The 19,407-nt window shown below is 62.9% G+C and carries 15 protein-coding genes, 1 tRNA gene and 1 pseudogene; 10 read left to right on the forward strand and 7 right to left on the reverse strand.

Annotated elements, in window-relative coordinates:
• Window positions 1-255: 255 nt before the first annotated feature.
• The 3 genes and pseudogenes from ACZK5G_RS06265 to ACZK5G_RS06275 all read left to right on the forward strand — a co-directional run.
• Window positions 256-3,129, forward strand: a complete 2,874-nt coding sequence (locus ACZK5G_RS06265; protein WP_478465688.1) for an autotransporter domain-containing protein — start codon at window positions 256-258, stop codon at window positions 3,127-3,129.
• Window positions 3,130-3,226: 97 nt separating this feature from the next.
• Window positions 3,227-4,231, forward strand: coding sequence for a 2-hydroxyacid dehydrogenase (locus tag ACZK5G_RS06270; protein ID WP_478465689.1), 1,005 nt, complete (start codon window positions 3,227-3,229; stop codon window positions 4,229-4,231).
• A 413-nt stretch (window positions 4,232-4,644) separates the two neighbouring features.
• A pseudogene (locus tag ACZK5G_RS06275) lies at window positions 4,645-5,324 on the forward strand (integrase core domain-containing protein); the annotation flags it as partial.
• A gap of 133 nt (window positions 5,325-5,457) precedes the next feature.
• On the opposite strand, the gene ACZK5G_RS06280 reads toward ACZK5G_RS06275, so the two are convergent.
• The 4 genes from ACZK5G_RS06280 to ACZK5G_RS06295 all read right to left on the reverse strand — a co-directional run bounded on the left by ACZK5G_RS06280 (window position 5,458) and on the right by ACZK5G_RS06295 (window position 8,414).
• Window positions 5,458-5,760, reverse strand: coding sequence for an OB-fold protein (locus ACZK5G_RS06280; RefSeq protein ID WP_478465690.1), 303 nt, complete (start codon window positions 5,758-5,760; stop codon window positions 5,458-5,460).
• Between the two features lie 97 nt (window positions 5,761-5,857).
• The gene (locus ACZK5G_RS06285) at window positions 5,858-7,075 is read right to left on the reverse strand and encodes a chymotrypsin family serine protease (protein WP_065427824.1); all 1,218 of its coding nucleotides are present in this window, start codon (window positions 7,073-7,075) and stop codon (window positions 5,858-5,860) included.
• Window positions 7,076-7,384: 309 nt separating this feature from the next.
• A complete protein-coding gene (locus tag ACZK5G_RS06290) occupies window positions 7,385-7,870 on the reverse strand; it encodes a hypothetical protein (protein WP_478465692.1) in 486 nt (161 codons plus the stop codon).
• A gap of 61 nt (window positions 7,871-7,931) precedes the next feature.
• The gene (locus ACZK5G_RS06295) at window positions 7,932-8,414 is read right to left on the reverse strand and encodes a hypothetical protein (RefSeq protein ID WP_478465694.1); all 483 of its coding nucleotides are present in this window, start codon (window positions 8,412-8,414) and stop codon (window positions 7,932-7,934) included.
• Window positions 8,415-8,491: 77 nt separating this feature from the next.
• On the opposite strand from ACZK5G_RS06295, the gene ACZK5G_RS06300 reads away from it, so the two are divergent.
• Both ACZK5G_RS06300 and ACZK5G_RS06305 read left to right on the forward strand, forming a co-directional pair.
• A protein-coding gene (locus ACZK5G_RS06300) for an IS3 family transposase (RefSeq protein WP_430369994.1) occupies window positions 8,492-9,648 on the forward strand; the annotation gives its coding sequence in 2 pieces (ribosomal slippage) (window positions 8,492-8,732 and window positions 8,732-9,648; 1,158 coding nt in all).
• A gap of 498 nt (window positions 9,649-10,146) precedes the next feature.
• Window positions 10,147-10,222: transfer RNA gene (locus ACZK5G_RS06305), tRNA-Thr, on the forward strand.
• A gap of 96 nt (window positions 10,223-10,318) precedes the next feature.
• Here ACZK5G_RS06305 and ACZK5G_RS06310 read toward each other — a convergent pair.
• Together ACZK5G_RS06310 and ACZK5G_RS06315 are read right to left on the reverse strand one after the other, a co-directional pair.
• Window positions 10,319-10,651 carry a hypothetical protein gene (locus ACZK5G_RS06310; RefSeq protein WP_049398952.1) on the reverse strand — a complete coding sequence of 111 codons (333 nt, stop codon included), beginning with the start codon at window positions 10,649-10,651 and terminating at the stop codon, window positions 10,319-10,321.
• A 28-nt stretch (window positions 10,652-10,679) separates the two neighbouring features.
• A complete protein-coding gene (locus ACZK5G_RS06315) occupies window positions 10,680-11,300 on the reverse strand; it encodes a GyrI-like domain-containing protein (RefSeq protein ID WP_478465696.1) in 621 nt (206 codons plus the stop codon).
• A 351-nt stretch (window positions 11,301-11,651) separates the two neighbouring features.
• Here ACZK5G_RS06315 and cyoA point away from each other — a divergent pair, with 351 nt between their 5' ends.
• From cyoA to cyoD, 4 genes are read left to right on the forward strand one after another with little or no spacing between them, the layout of a single operon-like run.
• On the forward strand, window positions 11,652-12,692 hold the full coding sequence (gene cyoA, locus ACZK5G_RS06320; protein WP_032127566.1) for a ubiquinol oxidase subunit II: 1,041 nt from the start codon (window positions 11,652-11,654) through the stop codon (window positions 12,690-12,692).
• A gap of 2 nt (window positions 12,693-12,694) precedes the next feature.
• Entirely contained in the window at window positions 12,695-14,692 is a 1,998-nt protein-coding gene (gene cyoB, locus ACZK5G_RS06325; protein ID WP_049462341.1) for a cytochrome o ubiquinol oxidase subunit I, read from the forward strand.
• Window positions 14,689-15,327 carry a cytochrome o ubiquinol oxidase subunit III gene (gene cyoC, locus ACZK5G_RS06330; RefSeq protein ID WP_012510428.1) on the forward strand — a complete coding sequence of 213 codons (639 nt, stop codon included), beginning with the start codon at window positions 14,689-14,691 and terminating at the stop codon, window positions 15,325-15,327. Before cyoB ends, cyoC begins: the two co-directional genes overlap by 4 nt.
• Window positions 15,327-15,668, forward strand: coding sequence for a cytochrome o ubiquinol oxidase subunit IV (gene cyoD / locus ACZK5G_RS06335; RefSeq protein ID WP_005408584.1), 342 nt, complete (start codon window positions 15,327-15,329; stop codon window positions 15,666-15,668). The genes cyoC and cyoD overlap by 1 nt, the downstream gene beginning before the upstream one ends.
• A 119-nt stretch (window positions 15,669-15,787) precedes the next feature.
• Here cyoD and ACZK5G_RS06340 read toward each other — a convergent pair whose 3' ends face one another.
• The gene (locus tag ACZK5G_RS06340; protein WP_478465698.1) at window positions 15,788-17,848 is read right to left on the reverse strand and encodes a putative bifunctional diguanylate cyclase/phosphodiesterase; all 2,061 of its coding nucleotides are present in this window, start codon (window positions 17,846-17,848) and stop codon (window positions 15,788-15,790) included.
• Window positions 17,849-17,997: 149 nt separating this feature from the next.
• Between ACZK5G_RS06340 and radA the strand changes: the two genes are divergently transcribed.
• Window positions 17,998-19,374 (forward strand): DNA repair protein RadA, encoded by a 1,377-nt coding sequence (gene radA, locus ACZK5G_RS06345; protein WP_014646395.1) that lies wholly within the window; start codon window positions 17,998-18,000, stop codon window positions 19,372-19,374.
• The last annotated feature ends 33 nt before the right edge of the window (window positions 19,375-19,407 follow it).

Consider the following 19,407-nt stretch of genomic DNA (forward strand, 5'->3'; position numbering starts at 1 on the left):
AAGGCATCCGCAGGTGCGGGCGGCTCCGGCGCGCGATGGATCAGGGGAGACGGGGTGGACAGGGCTGGCCTCGACTGTCGGTGGCGAATGCGTCATCGAGTTTTACGCGACGATGACCGGATGGGGAAGAGTGTGCATCGATCGGATTCTCATTGTGAATGTATTCATTTTTCAGGATCCGTTCCACTGGGGGAGATCGCCCCGCTGCGGCGTTGATCGTTCTACCCGCGTGTTGCGGGTGGAGAGAGAGAACGCATGAAGTATTCGAAGTTGAGCCTGGCCCTGGCCGGGCTGATGGGCGTTGGCGCCATCGCGGCAGCTGATGACGTCATGGCAATGAGTTATCACGTGCAGGACGATCGCGTCTTCCTCAGCGGCGGCGTCACCGTCGCCGATGTGGTGGCGCTGCCCGCACTGCTGGCCAAGGCGCAGGCTGAAGGCCGTCCGATCCGCGAAGTCGTGCTGCGAACGTCCAACGGTGGCGCGCTGATTGCCGGCGAGTGGCTGCAGGCGGTGATCCGTACCCAGGGCCTGGACACCATCGTGTCCGGCCACTGCATTTCGTCCTGCTCGATCATGCAGTCCGGTGGCGTCAACCGTTACCTCGGCGGCGATCTGCCGCTGGTCGACTCGGTGCAGATCCATGCCGCCAGCAGTGGTGGCAGGATCACCTATGCGCCGTCGCCGCGCATGACCCAGATCTACACAGGCAACTACGGCGGTGGCATGGATGCGGGCCTGTTGCACAAGGCCATGTATGAAGTGGTGCAGCCCAATGGCCTGCTGGTATTCCGCGACCCGGCGCGTACCACGGGTACGTCGGTTACCTTCGATCCGGATGGCAGTGGGAGCAAGCTGGAGTCATTCCCGGGCCAGGACATCCGCAGCAACAGCATCATCAACACGGCGGGCTATCGCGATCCGGGTGACACCCTTCGTGTCACCAGCAACGTCAGCGGCGACATCAACCCGGGCTACCTGCGCACCGCGCGCCAGCTGCAGGCCTTCGTCGACGACGATTTCGCGCGCTGGAATACCGACTGGGCCAGCACCTACATCAACTATGCGGTGAGTCTGTACAACTTCTCCACGCGGGGGGCGAACGGTATCGGCGCGCAGTCGTTGCAGCAGCTGCTCGCCGACCCCGACCTCCAGGATGAACTGCGCGGCCAGCTGCGGCTGGCCGATCTGGATGCCTCGACCCTGGCCAACTCCGCCGGCGTGATCCGTGTCAGCAATGGCGCCACCTGGCGCACCGCTGAAACCACCGGCGCCGATTTCATTCTGGTGGACAACGGCACCATCGCACTGGAGGGTGGTGCGCTGCGCACCCCCGAGCTGCGGGTGATGCCGGGCAGCATCGTGGTTGGCCACGGTGATATCGCATCGGTCGGCACCGACAGCGATGCGCTGCTGGATGGCACCGGCCCGTCCTACCGCGAAGATGGCTTCAACCGCCTGCGCGTGTTCGGCACGCTGATGCCGCGCGGTGGGGATCTGGTGACCCACGGCTACGTCAACATCATGCCCGGCGGGCAGGTGCTGTTCGATGTTACCGAAACCGGTGGTACCGGCAGTGGCCGCCTGCGCGTCGACAGCTTCTACGACGGCGGCGCCGAGGAGGGCGCGCTGGTGATCGCGCAGGGCGCACACCTTGCGTTGAATGTGGCCCAGGGCTTCTATGCCGGTGCCTACCGCCGCGATCTGGTGGAAGGGCCGATCTACCAGGGGGGCTTCCAGGATGTCGTGCGGCTGGGGGACGCCGGATACAGTGCCAGCATCACTGCCGGTGAAGTGTTCCGCCCGCGCCACAATTCACTGCTCAGCTTCAACGTGAAGCAGACGGCCGATGGCCTGTGGCTGACCGCCAACCCGGGCTTCGACCAGCTGGGCCTGTTTGCCAATGGCACGTCCGGCGACGGCCTGGGCCGCGCGCTGGCGACCGCCTCCGATCGCCAGGACAAGGGACTGAGATCGCTGCTGGGCGCACTGCAGTTCGCCGACCGCGATGTGATCGCACAACAGGCCGGTGCCCTGCGCGGTGATGCGCACGCCAGCCTGCGACTGGCCGACACCGCGCTGGTGGGCAGTATCGGCAACGTCGTGCAGCAGCACCAGTCGGCCATGCGCAGCGGCGGTGATGCCGATGGCCTGGCCTCGCAGGTGGCGCAGTCGGTCTCCTCCCAGCCGGGCATGCGCCATGGCAGCCTGTTCAACCAGCTGGCGATGCACCTGGTCGAGCCGGCGTCGGGCAGCGTTGCGGGCAGCGGTGATGCTGGACGCAGCCACGGCATCTGGGCACGTGGTTTCGCCAGCCATGGTCGCATCGATGCCGACGGTGGCGTGGCCGGCCTGAGCCACACCATCGGTGGCATCGTGGTCGGTGCCGATACCCGCGTGGCCGATGACCGCGTGACCCTGGGCGTCAGCGTGGCCGCGGCGGACATGTCGACCAAGGCCAGCGATGGCTCTGGTTTCACTGGTGACGTGCGTGCGCTGGACGTGGGCGGCTACCTCGACGCGACGTACGCGCGCGGCTATCTGTCGGCGGCCGTGCGCTACACCGATCTGCGCCACGATACGCGTCGCAGCATCAACGGCATCGATGGCCTGCAGCAGCCGCTGCGCGCCAAGTACAGCAACGATGCGATCTCCGCACGGGTGGAACATGCGTTCTCCTTCACCACCGGCAAGGGCCTGGTGATCCAGCCGTTGCTGCCGGTGGTGGACTACGCGCGCACCTCGGCCACCCGCTTCAACGAAGGGCAGGGCGCCGGTGCGCTGGTTGGCCGCAGCGGCAGCCTGGAGAGCATCCGCGTGGGTGCGGGCCTGCAGCTGTTCAAGACCTTCGAAGGCAACAACGGCGAGCGCATCACCCCGCGCGCGCGGGTGGTCTGGCAGAAGGAACTGGGCGATTCGCAGGCCCGCTACAGCACCGGCTTCGCCGCGGCACCGGATCTGGTGTTCGGCGCCAGCAGCCAGGCGGTGGGCGAGCAGGTGCTGGCCTGGAACCTGGGTGTGACCAGCCGTGCCAGCGAGCGGCTGTCGATCATGGCCGATTACGTGGGTGAGCGCCGCGACGGGCAGATCCAGAACGGCGTGATGCTGGGCCTGGGCTACAAGTTCTAAGTGGCACCCGGCACCGGCGATGACGGCATCGCCGGTGCCATCCCAACGCGGGTGCTGCTGCGGTATGGTCGGTCTGCCATTCCACCCAGGCCCGTCCATGCAGATCGCCGTCTTCAGTGCCCGTCCCTACGACCGTCGTTTCCTTGATGAGGCGAACCAGCGCGATGCGGCTGGGGACGGCTTTGCGTTCGTGTACTTCGATGTGGCGCTGGACGTGCACACGGCCGCGCTGGCGCAGGATTGCGCAGCCGTATGCGTGTTCGTCAACGACCGCCTGGATGCGCCGGTGCTGCACGCCCTGCATGCGTTGGGCGTGCGCGCCGTACTGCTGCGCTGCGCCGGCTTCAACAATGTGGACCTGGCAGCCGCGAAAGCGCTGGATCTGTTCGTCGCACGCGTACCGGCCTATTCCCCGGAGGCGGTGGCCGAGCATGCGTTGGCGCTGGTGATGACCCTCAACCGGCAGACCCATCGCGCCTACAACCGCGTGCGCGAGGGCAACTTCATGCTGGATGGCCTGCTCGGGCGCACTTTGCATGGGCGCACGGTCGGCATCGTCGGCACCGGCAAGATCGGGCTGGCCACCGCGCGCATCTTCAACGGCATGGGCTGCACCGTGCTGGGGCACGATCCTTATCCGTCACCCGCGTTCGGCGGTATCGGCGAAATGGTCGGGCTGGATGAACTGCTGGCGCGTGCCGACATCGTGTCGCTGCATTGCCCGCTGACGCCTGAGACCCATCACCTGATCAATGATGCATCACTGGCGCGGATGAAGCCGGGCGCGATGCTGGTCAACACCTCGCGTGGCGGGCTGGTCGATACCCATGCGGTGATCCGCGCGCTGAAGTCACGCCGGCTGGGTCATCTGGCCATCGACGTGTACGAGCAGGAAAGCGCGCTGTTCTTCCAGGACCTGTCTGGCGAGATCATCGACGACGAGGCCTTCCAGCGCCTGATGACCTTCCCGAATGTGCTGGTGACCGGCCACCAGGGCTTCTTCACCGTGGAGGCGCTGCAGGAGATCTCGGCGATCACGCTGGGGAACCTGCAGGATTTCGTGGCCGGGCGGGTGTGCGCCAACCGGGTAGAAGCGGCGTAGGTACGCTGCGAGCGTGGACCCCATCCAGCCTGCCAGAGATATTTACTTTGGGTGAACATCATATGATGCTGTCGCGAGCGGGCTTGTGCCCTCGGTGGTACACGGGGCGCAAGGGACGGCGCGGCTGTTTTCCGGCCGGAACATGACGCCAGCACACGTCGGTGGCTTGCCGGACGTCTGGTGATTGCCGACGCATTTGGACAAAGGGATGTTCCATGCGTAACTGGCAGCAGCAGTTGTTGTTGGGGGCAGTACTGGTTGGCGTCGCGTGGTCGGCCTGCGCAAGTAGTCCTCTGACTCCCCACACGGAGTACAACAAGCGGATCCGGACATGATCCACCCCCAGAAAACTGGTGCAGGCTAAAGTAGAGACGTCGGCAGCATTGGGCCTCGTGACAAACGAGGATTCAGGCATGAAGAAGTCGCGTTTCACCGAGGAGCAGATTGCCTACGTGCAGAAGCGGGCGGAGCTGGGAACGGCAGTAGGCGAGAGCTGCAGGAAAATGGGTATTGCCGAGGCCTCTTTCTACGTATGGCGAAAGAAGTATGGTGGGCTTGGCCTTTCGGAATTGAAACGTTTAAGGCTGCTGGAAGAGGAAAACCGAAAGCTCAAGCAATTGGTTGCTGATCTCAGCCTGGACAAAGCCATGTTGCAGGAGGTGGTCACAGAAAAGCTCTGAGGCCTGCCCAGCGACGCACCTGGGTCGGCACGCATGAGTGTCTTGCTATCGTCGTGGACCAGTCGCTACGCGGGAAGCATGTGGCGGAGGCAATGAAAAGGTTGGCAGCTCAGCGAGGATCGCCGGGCGCAATCAAGGTGGACAACGGCAGCGAGTTCGCCGGGAAGGTCATGGATTGTTGGGCTTATGAAAACAGGGGGGAGCTGGATTTTTCCCGACGCGGCACGCCGACAGACAACGCGCTTGTAGAAAGCTTCAACGGTCGCCTTCGGCAGGAGTGCCTGAATGAGCATTGGTTCTTGTCACTGGCCGACGCACGGAGCAAGATCGAAGGGTGGCGGCGCTTCTATAACGAGGAACGTCCCCGCAGTGCACTAGGATGGAAAACCCCGGAGGAATTCGCCCTGAAACACGGGTCCCATGCGAACTCCAGGGTGCCCTGGAACGCCGGATTTTCTACTTTGAAATGCACCGGGAATTGGGGGTGGGTCAGAACCACCACAAAGTCTATGGTCTGTGCCCAACCCACAACCCAAGCGGCAGTGGTCAGGGAGCTGGCTGAACCAGCGTGCAACTTTTGAGCATCGGCGTGCCGGAGACGTGCCCATTGCCCTGGCAATCGAGCGTCACAGACTGCCCACTGCGCAAACCGGCCAGTTCGGCCTTGCGTGCCGGATCCAGCACCGGCACTGGCCGGTCGTGGATCCCTGTGCCCTCAAAGGCCAGGGAAGGTGAGCGGCGGTACAAGGCGGGTTCTTCGGCAACCACCCCAGTGACCCACAGCCGTTGGTCCTTGTAGCGCCTGTCGGCAGCGGCAGCGTCACGGGTGTAGGCCGTCAGCAGGACCATAGAGCCCACAGCAATCCCATGTGTTCAGGATCTGCCCGTTGGCGTCCGGCCGAGCATGCTGGCTCTGCGTCCTCAGCCGGACATTTCGTCGGAGAGACTAACCGCCCGCCTCCAGCCCTAATGCGCTGACTGCGCCCCAAGGCATTGCGGAGACTCCCTTGCAGCTTCCCCCTTGCAGGCTTGCCTTAGCGACAATGCCGTATCCATTGTCTCCGAAGAAGATAGCGGCACCGCTATCTCCATATCCGCACGCCAACGACGATCCTTCGATGCGTATCCACGCGTTCGCGCAGGGAAGGTTTCCGGTTGGACCGCATGCGAGCTCGGGATTGTGCTTGATGCTCACGACAGTTCCGCAGGTGTATTGGCTGGTGACGCCTCTGAAGCACATGCTCTGGCCTTGAGTAGCGTTGGTCCACATGTACATGATGCGGCGCCTACTGTAATCCGAAGTGGAGGTGGCATACACCTCCCTGAGCGGTGTGTGTGACCCCACCGTATGCCACTGAACGTCGTGGCTCGCATCATTGATCTGGTCCACGAATGTCAGCGGCACGGTGTACTTCCCTGCGCCGGTTGCGTAGTTTCCGTAAATCAGATTGTCGGGGCAATGCGCCGCGGTGGTGATACCCCTTCGTCCGGTGGCCTTATGAATAACCGGAAATCCTGAGGTGCAGTAGCTATTATTGGATTGGAGGGGGGCGCCGCCAACAACATACTCCGCATTGACTGACTTCGGCATGTTGGGCCGGACTTCAATCTTGAGACCGGTGACTCTTTCAAGCTTCTTGATTGTATCCTTCAACTCTTCTGCTTGGCCGCTGTCTCCTTTTATGTCGATCAGCACCCGGTCTTCGCCTGGGAATCCAGTCGTCCCGGTGATGCCTGGTATGGCGCTATGAAGAAGAGGTCTGTGCTGAGCAAGCAGCGCGTAAAACTCGTCTTGGGTGTACTTGTGACCAACCTCGAACACCACACGGGTCGTCCCGCTCTCGGTGGTGATCGTTCGACCCGCGACTGGATCGGGCCCTTTGAGTTGCACCAGGATGTGTTGATCTGGCGCGTCTTTGATCGACAGTTCCGTTAGACGATCTGCGAACTCGATACGCAACGCTTCAATATCCGACATCACCTCACCTTGAACCGCTAGGCGCGTGATTGCGTCATCTATCGAGACCGAGGGGTGTTCACTCATATAGCTGTGAACCTGAATCTGCATCTCCTTGCCTTCCTGCGTGTCAGCGTTCGGCACTTGCGCCAAAGCACAGGTGGATACAAGAAGTGCTGCGGAGCATCCTAGAACCTTCCGTTTCATGCGACATCTCCTGAGTTTGTAACAAGCTATCGAGGCGTTCACTTGCCTCGATCTGAGAGACTACCATTGTCTCCCCATGCACAACGAGACGGGATGCACAACTGGTGAGCGCTGGTGCCAAAACTTGTAGGGTGATTTTCGGTTTGAGATTTGAGTAAAGAGTGTCAGTACTTGCGAAGCTTAATGCTCATTTGTGGAGTCGGTATCTGTCGGGAAATACCCTTTTTGGGGGTCAGCTGACCGTCATCATATCCGCTGGCTGAGTGGCGCCCGCCCACGAAGTCGTTAGGTTTGGTTGTAGATACGGGTCTAACTCAGCCCTTGAAGCTCACTTACCACGACTGTTGAGGGAATTCGTTCGATTTCTGTATGCAACAATTTGTAGATGATGTGAATGTACTCTCTGCCATAGCAAGCGCCCATGAAGCCAGTGCGGCGCGCATCGCTCGGGATGGTCTCAAATTCAATTGAGTCCTCATACAGATCCATCCCCGTTTCCATGTTGTACAAGATGGCGTTGACCATGGCTGCCGGGCGGTAGGTGGTGTCTTGATACATCGCATCGAACACGGGCAGCAATACTTGGAGTACAGATAAGTTGAGTTCGCTTGCTTCTGCTGCGGCGTCGCTCATCGTTGCGGCGTTTAGGAAACATACGAAGACAAAATACGCTGGCGTCGGGGTGTTGCTGTCTTTGTACGTGATATGGATGGTGTTGACAGGCCTGTAGTCGCGCAGTTCCGGCTGTTTCGATCGGGCCTTGTTTTCGATGATCTTTGTGAATCTGTGTTTCATGATCTGTGCGAAGTCCTATTGACGTTGGCTTCGTGATCTAAGGGGTAGATGGTGGTCATTTCTATTCCTCGGCCGCCGTTTGAGCGATGAGCTTCGTGATGTCGATAACGCCGTCTTCGTTCAATAGGCTGCGTCGAAAATTCATAATGTGTGCATTTGTGTGGGCACGGTAACGACCAAAATGCACCACCACGTCCAGCGGAATGAGGGCGGCGTACTCAATATTCAGAGTGCTGTTGTAGACGACGGCAGCAAGTTGATCGAAAGGGTTGGACGCCAAGTTCCGCAGTGCGCTCAACTGCGTGCTTTTGTTGGCTGCGGTAAGCCGTCGTCCCTTGATTTGGTAGCGCGTGCCGTCTTGTCCAACTGCATCAAAACCAGCCTGGGAGCCCACAGCCAGAGTGGCGTTGAGGGCGCGGGCCACCAGCGTCTCTGTATAGTCCGCCACGGGGTTGTTAGAAGTGCGCACAACGCCTCGTTCCCGCAGCGTCTCCATGACCGTGCAATGGAGTTCCAGCAACTGCCGGTCCGTCAGGTCTTCCATGCTCATTCCACGGTCGGGTTCTACCCCGTTTTCACGGACACTTACAAGAAGGCCGATTCAGGCCATGAGGAGTGTTCATGTCAAAGCGTAGGAAGTTCAGTGCCGAGTTCAAGCGCGGTGCGGTTGAGCAGGCGAGCCAGCCCGGCATCAGCTGCGCCCAGGTGGCCCGGGAGCTGGGAATTCGCGACAGCCTGCTAACCCGCTGGAAGCGCGAGGCGCAGAATCCAGAAGCGGCCGCTTTCGGCGGCGCCGGAACGCCACGGGACGAAGAGTTGGCTCGACTCAAGCGTGAATTGGCGCGGGTGAAGAAGGAACGGGATTTTTTGCGAGAAGCGGCGACGTTCTTTGCAAAGGGATCATCCTGAGGTATCAGGTGATCGAACGTTGCCGCGATGAGTTTCCGATCCGGCTGATGTGCCGGTGCCTGAAGGTATCGGCCAGCGGCTACTACGAGTGGAGTAAGCGCCCTGCGAGCGCCCGGCAGGTCGACAATGAGCGCCTGGTGGTAAGGATGCGCGAACTGCATGAAGACAGCCGGGGTACTCTGGGAGCTGGCCGCATGCGCGAAGACTTGGCTGAGGAAGGCGAGATCGCCAGCCTGAACCGGGTCGCGCGCCTGATGGCGGCCGACGGCCTGCAGGGCTGGCCCCGGCGGAAGCGTCGCGGGAAGCGTGGCAGCCCGTCCGTAACGCCGCCGGGCGTGGTCAACCTGCTTGAACGCGATTTTCTCGCGCTGGAGCCGGAAACCAAGTGGGTCACGGACATCACCGAGATCAAGACCCAGCAGGGCAAGCTGTATCTGTGCATCGTGCTGGATCTTTACGACCAGCGCATTGTGGGCTGGTCAATGCACGATCGACAGGATCGCCAGATGGTGATCCGGGCGGTGCAGATGGCGGTCTGGCAGCGTCAAGGCAGCGATGAGGTGATCCTGCATTCGGATCGTGGCAGTCAGTTCCGCAGCGGTGACTACCAAGGATATCTCGCGGCTAACGGGCTGATCTGCTCAATGAGCGCCGTTGGACATTGCGGCGACAACGCCGCCTGCGAAGGCTTTTTTGGGCTGCTCAAGCGTGAGCGAGTCTATCGAACGAGCTACCCGACACTGGATGCAGCAAGAGCGGATGTGTTTGACTACATCGAGCGACGCCACAACCCAAGGATGCGGCGAAGGGTCGCCAGGCAGGATCAGAAGGTTGCAGCTCTTTTAGAACCGTCCGTGATATCGGGGTAGAACCCAGATAAGGCCGGTGCATGCACCGGCCCTTTCTAATTTGTCGCGGCCACCAACTTTTGTAAGTAATTTCAGAATGAGCAGTCATATCTCAATGATGTAGTAGTCAACGCCGTCGCTCTTGAGGGAGATCTGTCTCGGTTGAATGGCAAGTGGTACAAAACTGTGCGCCTGAGGGCCGTGTTTCATCCGACGAATGATCCCATCGCTCCGTGGTTTGGCGTCATGCGTGGCGTCAGCGTTGCAGATCCGGTCGTCCCCTTGGAAAGGGAGGACCCAGTGGTGATTCACGAGGGCGTGTCCTTTGAAGGTCAACGCTGATGTCCATTGGAGCGCCTTGTGCAGTGCGCGGTCGATGCTTGTTCGGCTTGCGGGTTCGGGAGCGTTGCCGGCGTTCGGCTCGATCGCCGCAGAAGTCTTGAGGGGCAGTAGATCCCCATGGCCTTGCAATCCGGCAATTGACCAAAGTGCCGGGCACCTACTAGAATGACTAGCTCCGCCGGAATAGCTCAGTTGGTAGAGCGGCGCATTCGTAATGCGTAGGTCGCAGGTTCGACTCCTGTTTCCGGCACCAGTTGTAATGAAAAGCCCCGGCCTTGGTCGGGGCCTTTTTGTTTGCGCCCGCCGGTGATCATTGGATTACCACCTCACCGAAGGCTGCAAGCCTTCATCAACGCCTCGTCATCCCTGCGCCTCGTGCCAGCCACCACGCGAGCTGCCGGAGATAGCCACCTGCTGCTCCCGCCGATGCGCCGATCAGCAGGCGTGCGAGCACTCTGGTCCCGCGCGCGGCTCGCTCCCGCACCCAAGGCAGTACCGCCACCACCTGCGCACCCAGCAACAGCATCAGCACGTCCAGCCCAAGCGCATCCACCACCGGCAGCAACGGCGACAGCGCCGGATTGCAGGCCAGCACGATCACCAGCGCAGCCCCAAGCGTGGCCAATAGCCGGCGCCCGGCGGGCAGGGTGGTCCAGTGCAGCAGTCGGCTGATCAGGCGCATGGCATTCCTTGTGTCATGAGCGCGAACCTCAATCAGGTTCAATCGGCCGCACCGGCTGCCGAAGCACGGTCTTCAACCGCGCCGCGTCGATCCTGCGCGGGTCGCTCAGGTAGATCTCATGATGGGGGCCGGCGAAGGCGTAGCCCAGCGAAGGCATCAGTTCGTTGTGCAGATGGGCCAGGGCCGGACCCTCGTCATCGTAAGCGCCTACATGCAGGGTCTGCAGGCAGAGGCCTTCTTCAAGAATTTCATGGCGAAGGCTGGCCGGGACCTCGCCCAGTTTCTTCGCCGACTTGGCGATGGCAGCCTCCAACTGCGCTGGACTGATCCCGTCCGGCGTGCGGATCATCACCGTCCACCTCCACTCATCCTTGCGGCGAGCCACAAAGCTCGACGGATCCTCGGCGGTCCACAGGGCTTCCAGCGGTGGCACCACGTAGTCCTGGCCCCCGGACTTCAGCGCGAACTTCAGTGCATAGCTCACCGCGTACAGCCACTGCACGGACTGCAGGTAGGCGGGGGCGATATTCGGATCACCGTGGCCGTCGACCATCACGTAGGGCAGGGGCGGTACGTCCACTGTCACGAACCGGCCCCCCGGGGGCTGGTACAACGCGCGATCGCGCTTCTTGAAATCGATCTTGTCCATGGGGCTCCTCCGGCACCGAGCATCCCATGCATTGCCCGCGCGGGCATGCCTGAACATGTTCAGGCGACTTTGCCGAACACGGACGGAGCAGCCGCCATCGCCCGATGCCAGGATGCCGCCCCCGGGTGTTCTGCCCGCCGCGGTTGCGCGGTGCGACAACGTGTCGCAGCCAGAAACGGGCCTTTCCTGCGCTCGATCATTGTCAATGCCTTTCTTAAATGGTGGGTGACGGCCTAAAATTGAAAGGCTGACTCGACCCCACCTCCCTGCCTGTCTTCCGGACAGGTGGGACCGGCTTTGGCCGGAACAGGCAGGACGGGGAACGGCATTCCCTCGCAATTGGATCGACCGATGATTCCGTTGAAAACCCTTGGGCGCTGGTTGCGCCCGGGCCTGCTGCTGTCGTTGCTGGTGATGCTCACCGGCTGCGATGCGGTGGCCATCCTCAGTCCGAAGGGCCAGATCGGCCAGGATGAGAAGACCCTGCTGATCACGGCCACCGTGCTCATGCTGCTGGTCGTCATCCCGGTCATCATCATGACCCTGACCTTCGCGTGGAAGTATCGCGCCTCCAACACCAAGGCCCGCTACGAGCCGAAGTGGTCCCACTCGACGGCGATCGAGGTGGTGGTGTGGTCCATTCCCTGCATGATCGTGCTGGTGCTGGCGGTCCTGACCTGGCGTTCGTCGCACGCACTGGACCCGTACAAGCCGCTGGATTCGGACGTCAAGCCGGTCACCATCGAGGCGATCTCGCTGGACTGGAAGTGGCTGTTCATCTATCCGGAAGAGAAGGTGGCGGTCGTCAACGAAATCAAGTTCCCGGTCAACACGCCGCTGAACTTCAAGATCACGTCCGATTCGGTGATGAATGCGTTCTTCATCCCGCACCTGGGCAGCATGATCTACTCGATGGCTGCGATGGAGACCAAGCTCCATCTGATCGCCAACGAGACCGGTGAATTCCCGGGCATGTCCTCGCACTACAGCGGCGCGGGCTTCGCCAAGATGCACTTCACCGCCTACTCGGTCACCGATGCCGAATACCGCCAGTGGCTGGACCAGGTCCGCGCCGGCGAGCAGACCCTGGACAAGGCCTCGTTCAAGGCGCTGGGTGAAGCACGCAACGCCGAGTGGTATCCGGTCACCTACTTCGGCAAGACCGAAGAAGGCCTGTTCGACTGGGTCATCGCCAAGCACATGGGCGACAACAAGCATTACGGCATGAAGCACGAACACGCCGGTGCCGCCGCTGCCGATGCCGCCAGCCATGAAGCGCACGAGGGCCATGCCCCCAGTGACGCGCATGATTCCAAGGAATCGGGTGAAAACCTGGATGCCAACGAACACGAACACGCAGGCCACGCCGGCCATGCGGGCTCGGGAGAATGAACATGTTGGGTAAACTCTCAATTGAGTCGATCCCCCACGATCCGATCGTGCTGACCACCCTGGTCGGCGCGGTGCTGGGTGGCCTGGGCGTCATGGCCCTGATCACCAAGTTCAAGCTGTGGGGCTATCTGTGGAAGGAGTGGTTCACCTCGGTGGATCACAAGAAGATCGGCGTGATGTACCTCATCGTCGCCTTCGTCATGCTGCTGCGCGGTTTCTCCGACGCCATCATGATGCGTACCCAGCAGGCGCTCGCCGTCGGCGGGTCCGAGGGTTACCTGCCGCCGCACCACTACGACCAGATCTTCACCGCCCACGGCGTGATCATGATCTTCTTCGTGGCGATGCCGCTGATCACCGGCCTGATGAACCTGGCCGTGCCGCTGCAGATCGGTGCGCGCGACGTCGCGTTCCCGTTCGTCAACTCGCTCAGCTTCTGGCTGTTCGTTTCCGGTGCGGTGCTGATCATGCTGTCGCTGTGGATCGGTGAGTTCGCTGCCACCGGCTGGCTGGCGTTCCCGCCGTTGTCAGGCATCGAATACAGTCCAAGCGTCGGCATGGACTACTACATCTGGGGTCTACAGGTCGCAGGCCTGGGTACCACGCTGAGCGGTATCAACTTCTTCATCACCATCCTGAAGATGCGAACCCCCAGCATGAAGCTGATGCAGATGCCGGTGTTCACCTGGACCGCCCTGGTGACCAACGTGCTGATCGTCGCTGCCTTCCCGGTGCTGACCATCACCCTGGTTCTGCTGACCCTGGACCGTTACCTGGGTACGCACTTCTTCACCAATGACGGTGGCGGCAACGCCATGCTGTACATCAACCTGATCTGGATCTGGGGTCACCCGGAGGTGTACATCCTGGTCCTGCCGGCGTTCGGTGTGTTCTCCGAAGTCATCGCGACCTTCTCGCGCAAGGCGCTGTTCGGCTACAAGGGCATGGTCTACGCCACCGCCTGCATCGGCGTGCTGTCGTTCATCGTGTGGCTGCACCACTTCTTCACCATGGGCTCGGGTGCCAACGTCAATGCCTTCTTCGGCATCACGACGATGATCATCTCGATCCCGACCGGCGTGAAGATCTTCAACTGGCTGTTCACCATGTTCCGCGGTCGCGTGCAGTTCACCACGCCCGTGCTGTGGACCATCGGCTTCATGGTCACCTTCACCATCGGCGGCATGACCGGCGTGATGCTGGCGATCCCGGCCATCGACTTCGTGCTGCACAACAGCCTGTTCCTGATCGCCCACTTCCACAACGTCATCATCGGTGGCGTGGTGTTCGGCATGTTCGCCGGCATCACCTACTGGTGGCCGAAGATGTTCGGCTTCCGCCTCAATGAGTTCTGGGGCAAGTGCGCGTTCTGGTGCTGGTTCATCGGCTTCTACGTGACCTTCATGCCGATGTACGTGCTGGGCTTCATGGGCATGACCCGTCGTCTGCAGAGCACCGTCAACCCGGCCTACGAGCCGCTGCTGCTGGTCGCTGCCGCAGGTGCCTTCATCGTGGGTGCCGGCATCCTGTGCCAGATCATCCAGGTGGCCGTGTCGATCCGCGACCGCAAGAAGACCGCCGACCTGACCGGCGACCCGTGGGATGCCCGTACGCTGGAGTGGGAAACCTCTTCGCCGCCGGCCTTCTACAACTTCGGCAGCCTGCCGGAAGTCACCGAGCTGGACGATTTCTGGGAGCGCAAGCAGCGTGGTGAAGCCTGGCCGAAGCCGGCCAAGTACACCGACATCCACATGCCGCGCAACACCGGCACGGGCGTTGTCATCGGTGCCTTCAGCCTGGTGTTCGGCTTCGCGATGATCTGGCACATCTGGTGGCTGGCCATCGTCGGCTTCGTCGGCATGATCGCCACGTTCATCTACCGCACCTTCGACCAGGACGTGGACTACTGGGTCCCGGCCGCCGAGGTGGAACGCATCGAGAACGAACACCGCAAGCACCTGGAAAACCAGGGCCTGGTGAAGTCGGAGCTGAAGGCATGAGCACCAATACCTCGACCCTGAGCCACGGGCACGCCGCGCAAGCGGCGGCCCATGGCCATGACGACCACGAGCACCACGACACCGGCGGCAACACCGTCTTCGGTTTCTGGGTGTACCTGATGAGCGACTGCCTCATCTTCGCCTCGCTGTTCGCCACCTACGTGGTGCTGGCCGGCGGTACCGATGGTGGCCCGACCGCGAAGGACCTGTTCGAACTGCCGTTCGTTGCATGGGAAACCGCGCTGCTGCTGACCTCCTCGCTGACCTTCGGCCTGGGCATGATTGCCATGCACCGCAAGCAGATGGGCCAGATGTACCTGTGGCTGGGCATCACCTGGCTGCTGGGCTTCGGCTTCATGTGCATGGAAGTGTGGGAGTTCCAGCACCTGATCCATCAGGGCTATGGTCCGGACCGCAGTGCCTTCCTGTCGGCGTTCTTCGCCCTGGTCGGTACCCACGGCCTGCACGTCAGCGCCGGCCTGCTGTGGCTGCTGGTGATGTTCGTGCAGCTGAAGAAGTACGGCCTGACCCCGACCAACAAGACCCGCATGGCGTGCCTGAGCCTGTTCTGGCACTTCCTGGACCTGATCTGGATCGGCGTGTTCTCCGTCGTCTACCTCAATGGAGCCCTGTAATGGCACATGACAACCATGCACACGACCACGGCACCGGCGGCGAAAGCCATGGCACCGTGAAGTCGTACCTGATCGGCTTCGTGCTGGCGGTGGTGCTGACCGTCATCCCGTTCTGGATGGTGATGTCGGGCGACTTCTCGCGCACTGTCAACGGTGTGGTGATCGCGATCACCGCGGTGCTGCAGATGCTGGTCCACCTGGTGTTCTTCCTGCACCTGGACCGCTCTTCGGAAAGCCGCTGGAACGTCAACGCTGCGGCCTTCACCGTGGTGGTGATCGGCATCATCGTGGTCGGTACCCTGTGGGTCATGCACAACATGAACGTGCACATGATGCACTGACGTCCACGCGACGTTGCCACGCAGAAAGGCCGCCTTCGGGCGGCCTTTTTGTTTGTCTGCGGATATGGGTAGTGCCGGCCGCTGGCCGGCAATCGCGGGAAGCCGGCCGGCGGCCGGCTCTACCCCGCCACCCGGCGCAGGAACTCTTCGGCATCCATAGGCCGGCCCAGGTGATAGCCCTGCAGCTGGTCGCAGCCCAGTTCGCTCAGGTATTCGCGCTGCGCCTGCGTCTCCACGCCTTCGGCCACCACCTGCAGCTGCAGGGTGCGTCCCAGCGCAATGATCGACGACACGATGGCGGCGTCTTCGTCGTTGCGTTCCAGGTCATGCACGAACGCGCGGTCGATCTTCAGTTCGGTGGCCGGCATCCGCTTCAGGTACAGCAGGCTGGAGTAGCCGGTGCCGAAATCGTCGATGGCGATATGCACGCCCATCGCCGTCAGGTCGTTGAGGATCGCCAGGCTGGCGTCGACATCCTTCATCGCCGTGGTCTCGGTGATCTCCAGGGTCAGCCGTGCCGGCTCGATCCGGTGCCGCCGCAGCACCTCGCGCACGCTGTCCAGCAGCGCCGGCGAGGCGAACTGCAGCGGCGACAGGTTCACCGCCATCGACCATCCGGTATGCCCGGCCTCGTGCCATGCACGCAGCTGTGCACAGGCACGGTCCAGTACCCAGTCACCGATCGGCAGGATCAGGCCACTGCGCTCGGCGATGGGAATGAACACATCCGGCGCCAGCAGGCCCAGTTCCGGGTGCTGCCAGCGCAGCAGGGCCTCGGCGCCGGTAGCTGGTGCGCCAGCGGCCGGGAACTTCGGCTGGTAGTGCAGCAGCAGCTCGTCACGCGCGATCGCCTTGCGCAGGTCCTGCAGCAGGCGCAGCTGGCGGTTGGCGCTGAGCTGCATCGACGGGGTGAAGAAGGTATAGCCGTTCCGGCCGGTTTCCTTGGTGTGGTACATCGCCGCGTCGGCGTGCGCCATCAGTTCGCGCTCGTTGCTGGCGTCATCCGGGTACAGGGCGATGCCGAGACTGGCGCTGACCTGCAGTTCGGCGGCATCCAGGGTGAATGGTTCGCCGGCGGCGGCGATGATGCGTTCGGCCACCACCACCGCATCGTCCGGGGTGTCGATGGCCAGCACGATCACGAACTCGTCGCCGCCGAGGCGCGCGAACGTGTCCTGCGGCCGCAGCAGGCCGCCGATGCGCTGTGCCACCGCCACCAGCAGGCGGTCGCCCAATTGGTGGCCGTAGGCATCGTTGACCGCCTTGAAGCCGTCCAGGTCGCAGAACATCACCGCCACTGCGCGGCCGCGGCGGCGCGCTTTTTCGATGGCCTGCTCGATGCGGTCCTGCAGCAGCATGCGGTTGGGCAGCTGGGTCAGCGGGTCATGCAGGGCGGCCTGGATCAGCTTGTCGTTGGCGTGTGCCAGTGAATCGGCCAGCAACCCGGTACGCACGCGCATCTGCCGATCGAACAGCGAGGCGACCAGGGCGATGCCCAGCGTGGCCACGGTGGTGACGATCACCAGCACTGCCAGCCAGCGCGTGTCGATGCCGCCGCTGCCGACCGCGCCGCAGATGCTGCCTTCGGGGAAGCGTGCGGCGGCCATGCCGGTGTAATGCATGCCGACGATGGCCAGGCCCATCACCAGCGAGGCCAGTGCGCGCAGGCGCATGGTGTGGCGCTGCTCGGTACGCAGGCGGAAGGCGATCCACAGCGCGGCGCCGGCGGCACCGATGGCTACTGCAATGGAGGCGGCGAACCAGCCCGGGTGATAGTCGATACCTGGCTGCATGCGCATCGCGGCCATGCCGAGGTAGTGCATGGTGGCAATGCCCAGGCCCATCAGCACGGCGCCGGCCAGCAACCGTCGCCACGGCAGGCTGGGTCGTGACACCAGCCACAGCGCATAGGCCGAAGCGCCGATCGACACTGCAAGCGAATACAGGGTGATGCCGAGGTCGTAGCCGACCGGGATCGGCAGGTCGAAGGCCAGCATGCCGATGAAATGCATCGACCAGATACCCAGGCCCATCGCCGCCGCGCCGCCGGCCAGCCACCAGCGGGCCACGCGGCCCTCGGCCGTGGCCAGGCGGCCGGCCATGTCCAGCGCCGTGTACGAAGCAAGAATGGCCACCAGCAGGGAGATGGCGACCAGGCTCTGACTGTAACTGCCAGTCATGTTGAATCCAGAGGGGGAGGGAGGGGCGCCCGCAAGGCGCACGCCCGCGACAGCTATCGGCGCGGGTGGGCGGGACTTGAGCGGTCGCAGCACCTGCGACCCGGCTCGGCTATCCTGCCACGCCTGTTCCCGTTGCTGGAAATCATCCGATGGCAAAAGCCCGCACCGCCTACGTCTGCAATGAATGCGGCGCCGAATTCAGCAAGTGGCAGGGCCAGTGCACCGAGTGCAACGCCTGGAACTCGCTGTCGGAAATCGTGCTGGAGAGCGCGGCGGCGGCCAAGGCACCCGCGTCGCGCCGGGCCGGCTGGGCCGGCAAGATCGACCCGCCGAAGATCACCGCCCTGAAGGACGTGGAGCAGACCGAGCATCGCCGTGTCTCGACCGGCATCGGCGAGTTCGATCGCGTGCTGGGCGGTGGCCTGGTCGAGGGCGCGGTGGTACTGGTTGGTGGCGACCCGGGCATCGGCAAGTCGACCCTGCTGCTGCAGGCGGTGGCGAAGATGGCGGCCGAGCTGCCGGTGCTGTACGTCACCGGCGAGGAGTCGCTGGCCCAGGTGGCCGGCCGCGCACACCGGCTGGAATTGCCGCTGGATGGTGTCAACGCGCTGGCCGAGACCGGCGTCGAGTCGATCCTGCAGCATGCGTCCAAGGCCGGCCCGCGGCTGATCGTGGCCGACTCCGTACAGACCCTGTGGACCGAGAGCCTGACCGCCGCGCCCGGCTCGGTCAGCCAGGTGCGCGAGAGCGCGGCGCGGCTGGTGCGTTTCGCCAAGGAGACCGGCACCGCCGTGTTCCTGGTCGGCCACGTGACCAAGGAGGGCGGTATCGCCGGCCCGCGCGTGCTCGAACACATGGTCGATGCGGTGCTGTACTTCGAAGGCGAGAGTGGCAGCCGCTTCCGCCTGCTGCGCGCGTTCAAGAACCGCTTCGGTGCGGTCAACGAGCTGGGCGTGTTCGCGATGGGCGACAAGGGCCTGAAGGAAGTCTCCAATCCGTCGGCGATCTTCCTGTCCGGCGGCAGCACCCACCAACCGGGCAGCTGCGTGATGGTCACGCGCGAGGGTACCCGGCCGCTGCTGGTTGAAGTGCAGGCGCTGGTGGATGCCTCGCCGCTGTCGAACCCGCGCCGTGTCGCAGTCGGCCTGGAGCAGAACCGCCTGGCCATGCTGCTGGCGGTGCTGCATCGCCACGGCGGCGTGCTGGTCGGCGACCAGGACGTGTTCGTCAACGTGGTCGGTGGCATTCGCGTGCAGGAGACCGCTGCCGACCTGCCGGTGCTGCTGGCGGTGCTGTCCTCGCTGCAGGACCGGCCGCTGGCGGAAAAGACGATTGCGTTTGGCGAGGTTGGCCTGTCCGGCGAGATCCGCCCGGTGCCCAATGGCGAAGACCGCCTGCGCGAGGCCGCCACCCATGGTTTCAAGCGCGCCATCGTGCCCAAGGCCAATGCGCCCAAGGGCGGCTCGGTGAAGGGCATGGAAGTGATCGCGGTGGAGCGCCTGTCCGAGGCTATCGACGCGGCGTGATCGCGCCGGGCATGGCCCGGCGTCACCACCGCG

The sequence above is a fragment of the Stenotrophomonas sp. 62841_Sma genome, from assembly GCF_056482945.1.

What these genes read in the sequence shown, in the direction of transcription:
- ACZK5G_RS06315 (WP_478465696.1), bottom strand. Translation starts at nt 11,300, where the DNA reads ATGGACAAGATCGATTTCAAGAAGCGCGATCGCGCGTTGTACCAGCCC.
- ACZK5G_RS06310 (WP_049398952.1), bottom strand. Translation starts at nt 10,651, where the DNA reads ATGCGCCTGATCAGCCGACTGCTGCACTGGACCACCCTGCCCGCCGGG.
- ACZK5G_RS06280 (WP_478465690.1), bottom strand. Translation starts at nt 5,760, where the DNA reads ATGGTCCTGCTGACGGCCTACACCCGTGACGCTGCCGCTGCCGACAGG.
- ACZK5G_RS06270 (WP_478465689.1), top strand. Translation starts at nt 3,227, where the DNA reads ATGCAGATCGCCGTCTTCAGTGCCCGTCCCTACGACCGTCGTTTCCTT.
- radA (WP_014646395.1), top strand. Translation starts at nt 17,998, where the DNA reads ATGGCAAAAGCCCGCACCGCCTACGTCTGCAATGAATGCGGCGCCGAA.
- ACZK5G_RS06265 (WP_478465688.1), top strand. Translation starts at nt 256, where the DNA reads ATGAAGTATTCGAAGTTGAGCCTGGCCCTGGCCGGGCTGATGGGCGTT.
- cyoC (WP_012510428.1), top strand. Translation starts at nt 14,689, where the DNA reads ATGAGCACCAATACCTCGACCCTGAGCCACGGGCACGCCGCGCAAGCG.
- cyoD (WP_005408584.1), top strand. Translation starts at nt 15,327, where the DNA reads ATGGCACATGACAACCATGCACACGACCACGGCACCGGCGGCGAAAGC.
- cyoA (WP_032127566.1), top strand. Translation starts at nt 11,652, where the DNA reads ATGATTCCGTTGAAAACCCTTGGGCGCTGGTTGCGCCCGGGCCTGCTG.
- ACZK5G_RS06290 (WP_478465692.1), bottom strand. Translation starts at nt 7,870, where the DNA reads ATGAAACACAGATTCACAAAGATCATCGAAAACAAGGCCCGATCGAAA.
- ACZK5G_RS06340 (WP_478465698.1), bottom strand. Translation starts at nt 17,848, where the DNA reads ATGACTGGCAGTTACAGTCAGAGCCTGGTCGCCATCTCCCTGCTGGTG.
- ACZK5G_RS06295 (WP_478465694.1), bottom strand. Translation starts at nt 8,414, where the DNA reads ATGGAAGACCTGACGGACCGGCAGTTGCTGGAACTCCATTGCACGGTC.
- cyoB (WP_049462341.1), top strand. Translation starts at nt 12,695, where the DNA reads ATGTTGGGTAAACTCTCAATTGAGTCGATCCCCCACGATCCGATCGTG.
- ACZK5G_RS06285 (WP_065427824.1), bottom strand. Translation starts at nt 7,075, where the DNA reads ATGAAACGGAAGGTTCTAGGATGCTCCGCAGCACTTCTTGTATCCACC.